The sequence below is a fragment of the Thermoanaerobacter brockii subsp. finnii Ako-1 genome (genome assembly GCF_000175295.2).
Taxonomy (GTDB): Bacteria; Bacillota; Thermoanaerobacteria; order Thermoanaerobacterales; family Thermoanaerobacteraceae; genus Thermoanaerobacter; species Thermoanaerobacter pseudethanolicus.
In genome coordinates this window covers 2,120,109-2,135,782 of sequence record NC_014964.1, presented here as the reverse complement: position 1 = coordinate 2,135,782, position 15,674 = coordinate 2,120,109, and the positions used below count along the sequence as shown (strand labels likewise).

Here is a 15,674-nt window from a genome sequence, read left to right as displayed (position 1 = left end):
CATTAGTAGCTTTAGGATAAAAAATTACCTCAAAGGGATAATGGAATCAGCACCTGAAGTATTATGAGAAAGTGAAGAAAAAAGCTAAGATTGTTGACTGTAGCTAGGGTGTTCCTGAAACATAACTTTAGAGATAGGAGGGAGATAAAATATGATGACAGGAAAGAATTACAAGAATGTGCGTGTACTTGTTGTGTGCGCAGATGGTGTTGCTACTTCTACAATTGCGCTGGTATCTTTAAGAGAAGCTTTGGAGGAAAAAGGTATTCACGCAGAATTTGTACAAGGAAGAGTAGTAGATGTTGATAATATGGTAAAAAATGGAGATTTTGACTTTGTGATTTCTACTGCTGGAACAGATTTAGATGTAAATATTCCTGTTATTAGTGGAGTTCCGTTCTTAACTGGCATAGGAAAAGACCAAGTTTTTACTCAAATTCAAGATATTATTAACAATAAAGAAAGAGGGGGTAAGTAAAAATGTTTACGATGATTGTGAAAACCTTTGGGGCTGCTGTTCTACTTCCTATTGTAATACTAATTTTTGAATTAATTCTTGGAGTAAAGTTTTCTAAAGCTCTCAGATCAGCACTTTACATAGGTGTAGGTCTTAATGGTTTAGTATCAGTCTTAAATCCGTATTTCATGGGATTAATTGGGAAAGCAGTTTCGGATATGATAACTACGGGAGGAGTGCATTTACCATATGTTGATACTGGTTGGGCTCTTTTAGCAGCAGTGGGTTATTCAACACAAATTGGGGCACTGATTATTCCTATTGGTATAATTGTTAACATTATAATGCTTTTATTACACTGGACAGATACTTTAGACTTGGACGTATGGAATTTCTGGCATTGGGCTTTTATAGGCAGCATGGTTTATTATGCGACTAATAATCTGGTATATGGGTTATTAACTGCGGTAGCAGTTGAAATGTTCCTTCTTATACTTGCCGATATAACTGCTCCTACCATGCAAACATTCTTTAATTTACCAGGGCTTGCTTTTCCGCATGCAAGTGGTCAAGGAGGAACATTAATAGCTGTTCCTTTGAAATGGTTCTTTGATAAAATTGGATTAACCAAGATACAAATTAGTTCACGAACTATAAGAGAAAAATTTGGTATTTTAGGAGATTCTGTTGTTGTGGGCTTTATAATAGCTACAATTATAGGGTTTATTGCATAGAGAAATAAATTAGGTGATATGCAAACTTGGTCTGGGATATTGGCATTAGGCATAGGAACAGGTGCTTTTATCTACTTATATCCCAAAGCAACCGGAGCTCTCTTGGAAGGATTTGTACCTCTTAATGAGAGAGTAAGAGAGGTACTTTCTAAGAGAGGCGTTAATAGAAAATTAAATTTTGGGATGGATTCAGCTCTTACTATTGGACATCCGGATGTTCTTACTACAGGGCTTCTGACTATGTTGACTACTGTACCTCTTATATTTTTGCTACCAGGTAATAAATTTATCATGTTAGCAGATTTAGGAGTAACACCCTTTTTCTTAGCTTCAGCTGTAACAGCAATAATGGGAGGAAATATTATTGCTTCTTATATCACTACAGTTATTGCTGTAATTATAACATTATACTTTGCCAGTGCAGCATCTCCACTTTTTGCCCATATAGTAACTTTGATAGGAACCCAGTTACCTGATACTGGTAAAGCCATTGTTGGCGCTGATATGAGACCTTTACATGGATTGTTTTGGTTACTGGGGCAATCACCTATAGGACTTGTTGTAGCATTTATAGGTATTTTTGCGATGCTATTTTTCTTTAAGAGAAGTCCTGAAGTATGGTATAAAGCATTTGGTTATAAAGGCAACGAAAGCAAAGCAAAAATTTAAACATATTATAATAAAATGCAATTAGTTGTACCAAACAAGAATAGTTGATAGTTTATTCTTGTTTGGTACTATAATTTGTTGATGTGAATCATAATAATGAATATAGGCAGATCTGTTTGTGAGACGAGGGAGGAATATTTAAATGAAAAAATGGAAAGTTGTTAGTACAGCAGTTACATTTGGAAAAATTAATAAAGAACCAGTAAAACGTCTTGAAGAATTTGGTTGTGAAGTTGTACTTAATCCTTTTGGAAGACCTTTTACAAATGAAGAAATAATAAGATATGCTTCTGATGCGGATGCATTGATAGTAGGAAATGATAAAGTTCCAGGGGATGTTATCAAAAAATGTAAGAGACTCAAGATTATTGCAAAACATGGAGTAGGAGTAGATAGCATCGACGTTAAAACTGCAAATCAATTAGGCATTGTTGTTACTAATGCTCCTGGCACTAATAGCGAAGAAGTTGCTGATTTAGCTTTTGGATTACTTCATATGCTTGCTCGTGGGCTTTATCAAGCAAATACTGATACAAAAAATGGTAAGTGGATTAAGCCAGTTGGTATAAGTTTAAGCAAAAAAACTATTGGAATTATCGGAGTTGGTACAATAGGTACTGCAGTGGCAAAACGAGCTACTGGATATGATATGAATATTTTAGGATATGATATCAAGAAAAATCCATTAGCCTTGGGGCTAGGAGTAAAGTATGTGGGGCTAGATGAACTTTTATCAGAAGCAGATTTTATAAGTTTGCATTTACCATTAACCAACGATACATTAAATATTCTTAATGCAGATAAATTTAAATTAATAAAAAAAGGTGCTATTATGATTAATACTGCTAGGAGTCAACTTATTGATAATGAAGCTCTTTACAACTCTTTGATAGATGGAACTTTAAAGGGGTATGCTACTGATGTATATGATTTTGAACCTCCAATGCATTTGCCTCTTTTTGATTTACCCAATGTTATATTAACACCTCATATTGGTGGAACAACTGTTGAATCAAATAAACGAATGGGTAATACTGCTGTTGATAATGTAATTGCAGTTTTAAAAGGCGAAACTCCTCCTAATATTGTTTTGGTTGATTAGAGTTAAGCTAAAGTAAATGGGGGGAGATATTAAATGCCTAGTATAAAAAAAGCAATTCTTTTAAATAAAGCGGATAGTGTTGCAACAGCATTGTCACAGATTCAAAAGGGTGATGTTGTAGATATTATCTATAATAATGAAACAGTTAATAGACTAATTGCATTAGATGATATAGAAATATACCACAAAATCGCAGTAGTACCTATTCAATCCGGAAATAACGTTTATAAATATGGGGAGGTTATAGGTAAAGCTATTAAATCTATAGAAATTGGCCAGTGTGTTCATATAGATAATATAGAGAGCGTGAGGGGTAAGAAATGAAAATTAAGGCATACAAAAGACCAGATGGTAAATATGGAATAAGAAATAAAGTTTTAATTTTGCCTTCTGTAGGATGTGCAAATGAAACAGCGAGATTAATATCAGAACAAGTTCAAGGTACGACATATATAACTAATCCAAAGGGATGCGGACAAATTGGAAGTAGCGTGGAGCTTATGCACAGGACTTTAATAGGGTTGGCTTTAAATCCTAACGTATATGGAACTATTATAGTTGGATTGGGATGTGAAACTATTCAAGCTTATGATTTATATGAAGAAGTTAAAAAAAGGAGTAATAAACCAGTAGAAGTCATAAGTATACAAAGAGAGGGAGGAACACTAAAAACCATACAGAAGGGAATTAAATTAGCACGAAAAATGGTAGAAGAGATGTCAAAAATAGAGCGTGAAGAAGTTGACATTTCTAATATAACATTAGCAACTAATTGTGGAGGCTCTGATGCTACTTCTGGAATAGCTGCTAATCCAACATTAGGATATTGCAGTGATATTTTAATAAAAGAAGGGGCTACAGTATTTTTGGGTGAGACTACAGAATTCATTGGAGCGGAACATATATTAGCCAGAAGAGCAAAAAATGAAAAAGTTAGGAATAACTTATTAACAATAGTTAAAAATTTAGAAAACGAGTTTATTAGATTAGGAATAGATGTTAGGGGCGCGAATCCTTCACCGGGAAATATTAAAGGAGGATTGAGTACTTTAGAAGAAAAATCATTAGGTTCGATTATGAAAGGTGGAACAAGTATTATTAATGAAGTTGTACGTTATGGAGAAATTCCGAAAGAAAAAGGTCTCATTATAATGGATACACCAGGTTATGATATTGAATCTGTTACGGGGATGGTAGCTGGAGGAGCGCAGATATGTGTATTTACCACAGGGAGAGGTACCCCTATTGGTAATCCTATTATACCTTTAATTAAAATAACGGGAAATAAACAAACGTATGAAAACATGTCGGATAATATTGATTTAGATGTTTCGGATATAATTGAAGGTAAAAAAGACATTAAAGAATGTGGTGAAATGCTTTTACAAGAGATAATAGATGTATGTAATGGTAAATTAACAAAAGCAGAGATATATGGATTTTCAGAAACGTGTATATATAGAAATCAAGAGATTTGGTGTTCGTGGTAAGGTAATAAAACATTCCTTAGATTATAAGAAGCTGAAAGTAAAAAAGGTTCAACACAAGTAAGACATTAAAATGAGGAGGGGAGAAATAAAGATGAAGATTACATCATTAAAGGTATATAAGGTAAAACCAAGATGGATATTTTTAAAGATAGATACAGATGAAGGGATTAGTGGATGGGGTGAATTGATTTCGGGTACTAAAACAGAAACAGTTGTTGCAGGCGCATATGAAATGGGAGAGTATCTTATTGATAAAGACCCGAGACAAATTGAGGATATGTGGCAAGTAATATATAGGTCCTTTTTTAGAGGCGGTCCTATAAATATGACAATTTTATCAGGCATAGAAATGGCATTATGGGACATAAAAGGCAAATATTATAATATGCCAGTATATGAATTTTTGGGCGGAAAAGCAAGAGACAAAATAATGGTTTACTCATGGATTGGTGGAGATAGACCCTCAGATGTAGTGGAAGCAGCTTTGGATAGGAAGAATAAAGGTTTCAAGGCAATAAAAATGAACGCCACAGAGGAACTTCATTATATTGATTCATATAAAAAAATTGAAGCTGTTATTGAAAGAGTGGCATCAATAAGAGATGCTATTGGTTATGAAATGGAGATAGGGATAGATTTCCACGGACGTGTTCATAAGGCAATGGCTAAAGTTTTAGCTAAAGAATTGGAAAAATACAGGCCGATGTTTATAGAAGAACCTGTATTACCTGAAAACAATGAAGCACTAAAAGAAATAGCTAGTCATACATCCATACCTATTGCCACAGGTGAAAGATTATATACTAGGTGGGGATTCAAAGATGTATTAAAAAGCGGTGTTGTAGATATAATTCAACCCGATGTAGCATTAACAGGGGGTATTCTTGAAGCTAAAAAAATATCTGCTATGGCAGAAGCGTTTGATGTAGCTGTAGCTCCACATGCTCCGTATGGTCCAATTGCACTTGCTGCTACATTACAATTAGATATCTGTACACCTAATGTGTTTATACAAGAACAAAGTTTAGGCATACACTATAATCAAGGTTTTGATTTACTTGATTTTGTAAAGAATAAAGAAATCTTTGCGTATAAGGATGGCTTTGTTGATATTCCAACGGGCCCAGGACTAGGTATTGAAATCGATGAAGAATTAGTCAAAAAAGTTGATATGGAAGGATTACATTGGACTAATCCAAAATGGAGGAATTACGATGGAACGGTAGCTGAGTGGTAATATTATTAAGCAGTAAATAACATTGGATTTTCAAGGGGTGATACAATGCCGAAGTATAAAGTTGTGATTACTGCTAGATCGTTTGGTGAGAGCAGTGATGAGCCGTTCAATATATTAAAAGGGAATGACTGTGAAGTGGTTAAGATTCCTGCTGATAGGCCTTTAAGTGCAGAAGAACTTATACCTTTAGTGAAAGATGCTGATGCACTGATAGTAGGTAACGATAAAGTAACTGAAGATGTAATTAATGCAGGCAAGAAGTTGAAGGTTATTTCTCGATACGGGGTTGGATATGATAATGTTGATTTGAATGCTGCAAAGAAAAAAGGAATTGTTGTAACAAATACTCCAAACGCTAATAATAACTCCGTGGCTGATTTGGTAATTGGGCTCATGCTCGTGCTTGCAAGGAATTTACTTGCTGTAGATAGAATTGTGAAATCTGGCGGATGGAAGAGAATAATGGGTACTGAAATCTACGGAAAGACTCTGGGCATAATTGGCTTAGGAAAGATAGGGAAAGGTGTTGCAAAGAGAGCTAAGGGTTTTGATATGAATGTACTTTGCTATGATGTTTATCCAGATCTAAAATTTTCAGAAGAATATGGAGTAACTTATTGCTCATTTGAGGAACTTTTGAAGCAGTCAGATATTGTAACTATCCATGTTCCATTGACACCGGAGACAAAAGGTCTTATTGGCGAAAGAGAACTTGGCATGATGAAACCAACTGCTTTCTTGATAAATACATCAAGAGGTGGTATTGTAGATGAACGCGCACTATACAATGCTTTAGCGAATAAGAAAATAGCAGGGGCTGCACTTGACGTTATGGAACAAGAGCCACCCATTAATAGCCCACTTCTTCAGCTTGACAATGTTGTAATAACATCCCATATTGGAGGATACACATGTGAGGCCATTACTAATATGGGAATTGTGGCTGCAAAAAATGTTGTACTAGTGTTAAATAAAAAGCAAGGCGCACACATAGTTAATGGCGAATAATTTTTAGGAGGGAATGATTATGAAAAGCTATGAGGTATTAAATAAGATTAAGGAAGTAGGAATTTGTGCAATTGTAAGGGGTACATCCGTTGATTCATTATATAGAATTGCAGATTCACTGATTGCAGGGGGAATAAAAGCTATTGAAGTTGCATTTAATACCCCTGGTGCTGCTAAGATGATAGAAAAACTTGTTGAAAAATATAGTGATCAGGTATTAGTAGGTGCAGGTACTGTCTTAGATGCTGAAACTGCGAGAATTGCTATACTGTCAGGAGCATCATTTATATTATCACCTTCTTTAAATCTAGAAATGATAAAAATATGCCAAAGGTACAATGTACTACCTGTTCCGGGCATTTCGACACCTACAGAAGCAGTAACAGCGTGGGAAAATGGAGCGCAGATTGTTAAAGTGTTTCCTGCTGGAGTCTTTGGGCCAAACTATATAAAACAGTTAAAAGGACCTTTATCGCAAATAGAAATGATGGCAGTTGGGGCAGTAAATCTTGACAATTTTAAAGATTTTATAAAAGCTGGAGCATGTTCTGTAGGAATAGGCAGTGAGCTTGTAAATAATAAGCTTGTCGAGGAAGGAAAGTTTGATGAAATAACAAAGAGAGCTGCAGCATTCGTAAATGCGTTTAAAGAAGTTAATGGTAAATAACCAAATTTGTTTTTCCTCCCCTGTTTCTGTATAATTAATGTGCAGGATAAACAAGACAGGGGAGGATATTTTGTTGAGAAAAAACGCGTATACAATTGCAATAATTTACCTTTTAATGATGTTAATAGGAATAGTAGAAAATGTCAAAGGACCGCTGATAATAAATATCAAGACTTTTTATGGTGTTGACTATACTATGATGGGCTTATTTTTGTCAGCTGGAAGTTTTGGATTTATTTTATCAACTTTTCTAGGAGGATTTTTAGCCGATAAAATAGGCCGTAAGTCAGTATTAATAAGTGGTCTAATCCTTATAATAGCCGGAATACTTGGAATTTTTGCAGCTCGTAAATTTATTGTATTTCTTATTTTTGCTTTTGTGATGAACATGGGGATGGGACTATTGGAGATTGGCATAAATGCAGTTGCTTCAATAGTTTTTATAGTAAACCAAGCACTTATGATGAATTTGCTTCACTTTTTTTACGGAGTTGGAGCTATTATTTCCCCAAATATGACAGCAAAACTGTTACATATCAATTTTTCGTGGCAACAAGTTTATTTAACTGTTGGAGCAATAGTTTTTATACTAATGTTAGCTGCACTTGAGATTAAGATGCATGGAGAGGAAAAACACATTGCGAGAGATAAAATAGATTACATACAAATCCTAAGTGACAAACGCATGTGGCTTTTTGCAAGTATGCTTGGATTTTACGTTGCCTCTGAACTTGGCATAGGCAATTGGGCTGTCACATTTTTTAGCGCACAATATAAAATGGACAATACAATAAGTTCTCTCTATCTTGGGCTTTTCTTTGCGACATTCACTTTTGGCAGATTAGTTGGGGGGTTTATTGTTGAAAGAATTGGTTATATAAAAAGTTTGTTTATATTTTCTTTGGTTTCTTCAATACTTATTGCATCTGGAATGGCCGGAAGAAATTTTGCATTTTTAATTTCAGTAGCAGGATTTTTTTATTCAATAATTTTCCCAACGACAATTGCTATAGTCATGAAAGAATTTAAACAACATGTAACTATTATAATCGCCATTATTTTGACAATAAGTTCAACAATAAATATGTTGGCAAATTTTTTAATTGGAAGATTAAACGACATTTTTGGAGTTTTTATTGGATTTTCAGCTATATTGATATTTATGATTTTAGTCGTATTTATGTCTTTAATTTTAGCGAAAACAGAAACAACTGATGATTTAGAGAAAGTCTGATTTACAAACTAGCTTAACTTTCCTCTAAAAATTTTTACTTTTCTGTGGTATACTTTTTATAAATACAGTATGGAGGTGTGCGATAGTTTACTAATTCGCCTTAAAGGGGAGATCATCCTTGACAAACAAAGAAAGAGTATTTAATTTGATAAAGGATTTGTCAAAAGATATAAATATTAAAGAAAAGAAGGGATTGACTGCCCAAGAAATTGCAAAAAAATTGAATTTAAGAAGGAATGTGGCAAGCCATTTATTAAATGAACTTTATAAAGAGGGCAAAATAATAAAAATAAACACAAGGCCTGTCTATTTTTTAGACAAAGAAGTTTATGAAAAGAAGGCAAAAGAATTCAAAGAAACGGCTAAAACTTTGGATTCAACTGTAAAGGTTTCAAACGATGACCCTTTTACAAAGCTTATAGGATATAACGGCAGTCTTAAAACACAAGTGAAATTATGCAAATCTGCTGCTTCCTATCCTCCCAATGGACTACCTATTTTACTTATTGGAAATACAGGAGTAGGTAAAAGCTTCATTGCTCAACTTATTTACGAATATGCAAAATCGATCAATGCCATAGATGAAAATGCTCCATATGTGATATTTAATTGCGCTGAGTATGCTAACAATCCTGAACTACTTTCCGCAAACCTTTTTGGCTATGTAAAAGGAGCATTTACAGGTGCTGATAAAGATAAACCCGGCCTTTTAGAAGAAGCGGATGGAGGATATTTGTTTTTGGATGAAGTTCACAGATTGCCGCCAGAAGGGCAGGAAAAACTGTTTCTATTTTTGGACAAGGGAATATTTAGAAGGCTTGGTGAGACAGGCAATTGGAGAACGGCGAAAGTGAGGTTTATTTTTGCTACAACAGAAGACCCTGAGCAAACTCTTACAAAGACTTTTTTAAGAAGAATCCCATTAGTTGTAAATATTCCTTCCCTTTATGACAGACCTTTACATGAAAGGTTACAACTTATCTATAACTTTTACAAAAATGAGGCAAAAAATCTGGGAATGGATATTTTAATAAGCAAGCAAGTATTGAATGTTCTTCTTAAGACCAAAATATCCGGCAACATTGGCCAGCTTATGAATGTCATAAAATACAGCTGTGCTCAAGCCTATAACCATGTCATAAGAGAGAAGACAAATATATTGCGAATCCATCTATATGACCTGCCGAGAGAAATGCAGGCTGATTTAGATATAATAAAAAGTAATTTTCACTTTAACGGCATGTTAATTTCTCACAATAGGAAAGATGAAGATTTAACATGGGATAAAGGAGACGATAGAGAGGTTTATGAGGTAGTGAACAAGCTATTTGAACTATTTGAGAGATATAGCAGCAAAGAAATAAGTGAGGATACTTTTAAAAAAGACGCTTTAATTTATTTGAATGAATTTACAGATAAAATAATTTTTAAAAATGACAATACTTATATAGATTCGATAGTTTTCAATGCTATCAAAAGCGTAGTGGAGAATGTGTTAAATATAATACAAAATATGTATGGGATTAAATATTATGGTAATTCAGTTTTAGTATTGACGCATTTTATTAATTATTTATTAAGCGATGTAACTTACGAGAAGTATTCTGAGAATATAAAAATGGTATACAGAGTTTTGAAAAATGTTTTTCCCAAAGAGTTTATAATAGCTAATAAAATGGTAGAACTTATTGAAGTTAACCTGGACGTCAAGCTCAACCAAATAGCTGTAATTTATTTTACGCTTTATATTAAAAGTTTAAATAAAAGTGACAATACAAATCTCATAAATTCTATAATAATAGCCCATGGTTATTCAACTGCCAGTAGCATAGCCAGCGTCGCCAATAGGCTTTTGGGACAGTTTGTTTTTGAAGCTTTTGATATGCCAATTGAGATGTCAACACAGGAAATTATGCTAAAAGTTCAAGATTATTTAAAGAATATAGATACCTCCAAAGGAATCATTATATTGGTTGATATGGGTTCTTTAGAGGAGATATACAAGTCTTTGACTGACATTGTCGAGGGAGACATAGCAATTATTAATAATATTACTACTCAATTGGCTTTAGACGTTGGCAACAAGATAATGCAAAATCAGCCTATAGAACAAATTGTTACAGAATCAATCCAAAGAAATAGCAGTAGTTATAAACTCATTAAGTCGCAAAAAAATAAAAGAAATGCTATTATTGCTACTTGTATAACGGGAATAGGAACTGCTGTAAAAATAAAAGAACTTTTAAAAGAATGCTTTGTAAATGAAGATATTGAAATAATTGCGTACGATTATAATAGACTTAAAGGTAATGGTGTAAAAGACGAGATATTTAAAGACTTTAATGTTAAATTAATTATTGGTACAGCAGATCCTGGCATAAAAGAAATACCTTATTTGTCGTTAGAAGATTTGATTGCTGGAAAGGGCGATGTACTATTGAGTAAAGTTTTAAGAGGGGTTGCGGATGCTGAAAAAATTCAGCGAATCAATCAAACGATAGTCAGACTTTTTTCTTTGCAAAATGTGTTACATCATTTGACAATATTAAATCCTGATAAAATAATTGCTCAAGTTGAAAAAGCTATTTCCGATTTAGAAAGATTCATTGGTGTGAGGCTTTCAAATGATTTAAAAATAAGCTTATATATACACGTTAGTGTAATGATTGAAAGATTAGTAATGAAAGAGCCCATTGTGTTTTACAGTAGTTTAGAAGAGTTTGAACAGTGTCATAGACAGTTCATAAATTTCGTTAAATCTTCTTTTAGTGTCATAGAAGAGATGTACAAAATTGAAATTCCTACATCAGAAATAAGGCTGATATATGATATTATAAAAGATAGAGTAGCAGAGTTAAATGTGTAATTAATCAAAGCATGCTGAATAGTTAGTACACTATTTGGCATGCTTTTTGCATTATAAAGAAGCAGATAAAAATTTAAAATAAAGTATAGTTAACATCAACTTTTAAAAAAGTTTCAAAGAAGTATTTTAAAATTCAAAGTTAAAGATATTAGCAAAGCGGAGGTGTAGTAGTGAAAGAAAAATTCGTACTAATTATTACACATGGAAATTTTGGGAAAGGATTATTAAACGGAATTGAGGTGATTATGGGAAAACAGGAAAATGTGTTAGCCTTGGGACTTAATTTAGGGGATAATATCGAGCTTTTAAGAGCTGAAGTTGAAAAGATTGTTAGAGAAAAGCTAAGAGAGAACAAGGAAGTAATAATTGCTGTGGATTTATTTGGGGGAAGTCCATTTAATGTTGCACTTTATGTTATGAAAAATTACGATGTAAAAGTTATAACAGGAGTTAACATGCCTATGCTTATAGAATTGCTGTCTTCACTTAATGCATGTGACACAAAAGAACTGATAAATAACATATACAAAGTTGGTGTTGATGGTATTAAGGTAATTGAGAAGAATTCACTTAGTTTGTGAAGAAAGAGAGGTGAAACAGCATACGAGTAAAAAAATAGCAGACAGTTGGAGGGAATACAGTCTAACTCGAGTAATAACAAAGAAGGCTCTACAGAGGTAAGCTAGAGATTCCAAGTTCTTGTTAACAGTTATACAATAATACCAGAAGATAATATTTTTCTGCTTAAAGCCTGAAGCTTTAGCCAGAAATTTCCAAAATTATATTATACGAGATAGGGGGAAATGAAAAATGCAAATGAGTTTAAGTATTTCACAGGCAGCTTTGATAGCTTTATGGATAGCAATAGTAGAGGCACGTGCTCTTGGTTACTCTACATTAATGCTTCGTTTTAGTCCTTTGATGACAGGCTTAATAGTTGGGATAGTTATGCATGATATTCCAACAGCGATGACTATTACAGCTGCCATTCAATTAATTTATATGGGCTTAATTGCTCCAGGAGGTGCTATGCCAAGTGAACCTGCTGTAGCGACTGCTATAGCAGTACCGGTTGCTATTTTAGGAGGCCTAACTCCAGAAGCAGCAATTGCTATAGCTGTTCCTGTAGGACTTTTAGGTTCTTATCTTTATTCTCTAAGATTTTTTATTAATACATTTATCATTCGTTTAACCGATAAATATGCGGATGAGCTTAATGAAAAAGGATTAACTTTAAGCATTATTGTACTTCCTATACTTGTAAGTTTGGTTCTGTTCTTTCCACTAATGTTTATTGCACTTTATAAAGGAACACCTCTAATAGCTGATTTAGTAAAAACATTAACTGTTGGAAAGGCATTTCATGTGTTAAATGTTGTTGGAGGAGGACTACCTGCATTAGGAATTGCGTTAACACTAACTGTAATAGGAAAAAGAAAATTTCTTGTGTTCTTTCTTTTAGCTTATTTTATGGCTGTAATTTTAAAGCCGCTTAATGTCAATACTGTGACATACGCAATTTTAGGAGGAATAATAGCTTATCTATATGTACTTGTTACACATTCACAGGTTGAAGGGCAAGAAATCTAAAGAGGAGGTAAATGGCATATGATGGAAAACATAGAAGCTAAGGATGATTTAAAGGGTACACAATCTAATTCTACTGATAGTAAAATTACGAAAAAAGATTTACTTTTGAGTTGGATTAGATGGTGGTATGCAAATGAAATTCCTCATAGTTATGACAGAATGATAGCCCCTTCTCTTCTTTGGGGGTTGATGCCTATTTTGAGAAAACTGTATAAAAAGAGTGAAGATTTAAAAGAAGCATATAAAAGACATCTCGTGTTTTATAATACTCAAGCAATTTGGGGCGGTGGGACGATACTTGGAATTACAGCTTCTCTAGAAGAGGCGAGGGCTAGAGCATTGGAGGAGAATAAAGGAGAGGATGTTGTTACTCCGGATGTAATTAATAGCACTAAAGTTGGTTTAATGGGACCACTTGCAGGTATAGGAGATGCTATAGATTCTGGTACAGTTCAATATATTTTAATAGGTATGTTCCTTCCTTGGGCGAAAGCAGGTAGTGCTTTAGGTGCATTAATTCCGTGGATTGCATTTGTGGCTTTAACTTTTACTTATGGATTTTACTTTACTCAGCTAGGGTATCGGTTAGGACGAGCTGCAGCCATTGAAATAGTTAGTGGCAAGGGAATAAGGAGTATAATTGATGGATTATCAATTTTAGGCACATTTATGATGGGGATTTTAGCAGCTTTATATGTATCAGTTAGTACTCCTCTAAAATGGAGCCTTTCAGGGAAAGAGTTTGTGTTGCAAGATATATTGGACAAAATTCTACCTGGGTTATTGCCTTTACTTACTGTGTTATTAGTTTATTTATATTTTTCCAAAAAAGGCTTGAAAATAATACAAGCACTTTTATGGTTAGTAGTTATTTTTGGAGTGTTAGGAGTAATAGGTATACTTTAAAAATATAAAGATTTTAAATTTAAATATATGTTATTGATCCTTGCAGAACCCTTAAAATTCATGTATCTTTGGGTTCTGCAAGGAATTTTGAGATAAAAAAGAAAGGTGAGTGATTAAAATGGGAGAAATAGTGTTTGCTAGAGTAGATGACAGATTAATTCATGGTCAAGTAATGACCAAATGGGTAAAAGGATATAATTGTAATTCTATTTTTATAATTGATAATTCCCTTGCGAATGATGAGTTTATGAAACAAGTTTATATGATGTCTGCCTCAGCAGCTCATGTAGCACTGAAAATACTTAGTACAGAAGAAACGATAACATTATGGAAAAAAGATAAGTTTAACGGATTTAGAGTAATTTTACTTTATAAGGATATAATTTCGGTTAAAGAAACAATTGCCAATGGCTTGCCAATAAAAAAATTGAATATAGGAGGTATTGCTAAAAGCCAAGATAGGAAATTTATAATACCCAGTGTTAGCTTGAAAAAAGAAGAGTTAGAAATACTTGTGGAACTTGCGGATAATTTTGGCGTGGAAGTCTTTTTTCAAACAGTTCCAGATAGTAAAAGAGTTGATTTAGAGGATGCCCTAAAGTTATTTGGTTTAAAATAAATAAACACTACATTTTACTATTATAGACATGAACAAAATGTTAAACCAAGGTCATTAAAAATAAAATTCATAGAACACATAAATAGGTTTCTTTCTTTAAAAATAAAGGGAGGTTTAATAAGAATGAGGAAAAAAATATTGATTACGCCAAGATCTTTTGGGAAAAGTAGTAATCTCCCATTTGAGATGCTAAAAAAGTATGATTATGAAATTATAAAAAATGAATCCGGACAACCATATGAAGAATCACAATTGATTGATCTCATTAAGGATGTGGATGGTATAATTGTTGGTTTAGATAAGATAACAAGCAATGTGTTGAGAAATGCAAAAAAATTAAAAGTTATAACAAAATATGGAGTTGGCGTAGATAATATAGATGTTGATGAAGCAGAAAGAATGGGGATAAAGATTACTTATACGCCTGATGCAAATAAAGAATCTGTAGCAGATTTAGTTTTTGCTCTAATGTTGGGTTTAAGCAGAGAAATCATAAAGTTAGATAATATAGTTAGAAACAACCGATGGGAAAAAATAATTGGTAACGAAATTTATAAGAAAACAATTGGAATTATTGGGACGGGAGCCATTGGTAGATGTGTTGCCAAAAGAGCTACGGGTTTTGATATGAAAATATTAGCATATGACAAGTACCCTAATTATGAGTTTGCAAATAGCATAGGCATGAAATACGTTGATAAAAAAGCATTATTAGAAGAGTCTGATTTTATAACATTACATTTACCATTGACAGAAGAAACCTATCATTTTATAGATGAGGAAGAATTAGAAATTATGAAAGATACAGCTTATATAATTAATACTTCGCGTGGTGGAATTATAAACGAGAATGCTCTATATAACGCGTTAAAAAATAAAAAAATTGCAGGAGCGGCATTAGATGTTTTTGAAATAGAACCACCGATAGATAGTAAATTATTGAAATTAGACAATATAATTTTAACACCTCATTGTGGAGCATCTACCAAAGATGCGACAGATAGGATGGGAATTATGGCAGTGGAAGGACTTATCAGCGTATTAGAAGGCATGGAACCAAAATATCTTTATAAAAGGCAGAAATAAAATAATTTT

Annotated in this window: 14 protein-coding genes and 1 pseudogene; all 15 read left to right on the top strand. The window is 33.3% G+C overall.

Annotation, left to right across the window (positions count from 1 at the left end):
- Positions 1-151 precede the first annotated feature (151 nt).
- A complete protein-coding gene (locus THEBR_RS10535) occupies positions 152-478 on the top strand; it encodes a PTS sugar transporter subunit IIB (RefSeq protein WP_003868991.1) in 327 nt (108 codons plus the stop codon).
- Between the two features lie 2 nt (positions 479-480).
- Positions 481-1,860, top strand: a pseudogene (locus THEBR_RS12725) (PTS transporter subunit IIC).
- 142 nt (positions 1,861-2,002) lie between these two features.
- Complete coding sequence (locus tag THEBR_RS10525; protein ID WP_012269750.1) at positions 2,003-2,962, top strand: phosphoglycerate dehydrogenase; 960 nt, start codon at positions 2,003-2,005, stop codon at positions 2,960-2,962.
- Positions 2,963-2,995: 33 nt separating this feature from the next.
- Positions 2,996-3,286 carry a UxaA family hydrolase gene (locus tag THEBR_RS10520; RefSeq protein WP_004399938.1) on the top strand — a complete coding sequence of 97 codons (291 nt, stop codon included), beginning with the start codon at positions 2,996-2,998 and terminating at the stop codon, positions 3,284-3,286.
- Positions 3,283-4,452 carry a UxaA family hydrolase gene (locus THEBR_RS10515; RefSeq protein WP_012269749.1) on the top strand — a complete coding sequence of 390 codons (1,170 nt, stop codon included), beginning with the start codon at positions 3,283-3,285 and terminating at the stop codon, positions 4,450-4,452. The genes THEBR_RS10520 and THEBR_RS10515 overlap by 4 nt, the downstream gene beginning before the upstream one ends.
- A 91-nt stretch (positions 4,453-4,543) precedes the next feature.
- Positions 4,544-5,689: a galactonate dehydratase gene (gene dgoD, locus THEBR_RS10510; RefSeq protein WP_012269748.1), complete on the top strand. Its 1,146-nt coding sequence runs from the start codon at positions 4,544-4,546 to the stop codon at positions 5,687-5,689.
- A gap of 45 nt (positions 5,690-5,734) precedes the next feature.
- Complete coding sequence (locus THEBR_RS10505) at positions 5,735-6,697, top strand: phosphoglycerate dehydrogenase (RefSeq protein WP_012269747.1); 963 nt, start codon at positions 5,735-5,737, stop codon at positions 6,695-6,697.
- A 19-nt stretch (positions 6,698-6,716) separates the two neighbouring features.
- Positions 6,717-7,364 (top strand): bifunctional 4-hydroxy-2-oxoglutarate aldolase/2-dehydro-3-deoxy-phosphogluconate aldolase, encoded by a 648-nt coding sequence (locus tag THEBR_RS10500; protein WP_003868263.1) that lies wholly within the window; start codon positions 6,717-6,719, stop codon positions 7,362-7,364.
- A 73-nt stretch (positions 7,365-7,437) separates the two neighbouring features.
- Positions 7,438-8,598, top strand: coding sequence for an MFS transporter (locus tag THEBR_RS10495; RefSeq protein ID WP_003868262.1), 1,161 nt, complete (start codon positions 7,438-7,440; stop codon positions 8,596-8,598).
- Positions 8,599-8,716: 118 nt separating this feature from the next.
- On the top strand, positions 8,717-11,464 hold the full coding sequence (locus tag THEBR_RS10490; RefSeq protein ID WP_012269746.1) for a sigma-54-dependent transcriptional regulator: 2,748 nt from the start codon (positions 8,717-8,719) through the stop codon (positions 11,462-11,464).
- 170 nt (positions 11,465-11,634) lie between these two features.
- On the top strand, positions 11,635-12,045 hold the full coding sequence (locus THEBR_RS10485; protein ID WP_009051966.1) for a PTS sugar transporter subunit IIA: 411 nt from the start codon (positions 11,635-11,637) through the stop codon (positions 12,043-12,045).
- 229 nt (positions 12,046-12,274) lie between these two features.
- Positions 12,275-13,054: a PTS mannose/fructose/sorbose/N-acetylgalactosamine transporter subunit IIC gene (locus tag THEBR_RS12555; protein ID WP_009051965.1), complete on the top strand. Its 780-nt coding sequence runs from the start codon at positions 12,275-12,277 to the stop codon at positions 13,052-13,054.
- Between the two features lie 18 nt (positions 13,055-13,072).
- Positions 13,073-13,960, top strand: a complete 888-nt coding sequence (locus tag THEBR_RS12550; RefSeq protein ID WP_009051964.1) for a PTS system mannose/fructose/sorbose family transporter subunit IID — start codon at positions 13,073-13,075, stop codon at positions 13,958-13,960.
- Positions 13,961-14,078: 118 nt separating this feature from the next.
- Complete coding sequence (locus tag THEBR_RS10470; protein ID WP_012268571.1) at positions 14,079-14,579, top strand: PTS sugar transporter subunit IIB; 501 nt, start codon at positions 14,079-14,081, stop codon at positions 14,577-14,579.
- Between the two features lie 123 nt (positions 14,580-14,702).
- Positions 14,703-15,665 (top strand): phosphoglycerate dehydrogenase, encoded by a 963-nt coding sequence (locus THEBR_RS10465; RefSeq protein WP_012269745.1) that lies wholly within the window; start codon positions 14,703-14,705, stop codon positions 15,663-15,665.
- Positions 15,666-15,674: the final 9 nt, after the last annotated feature.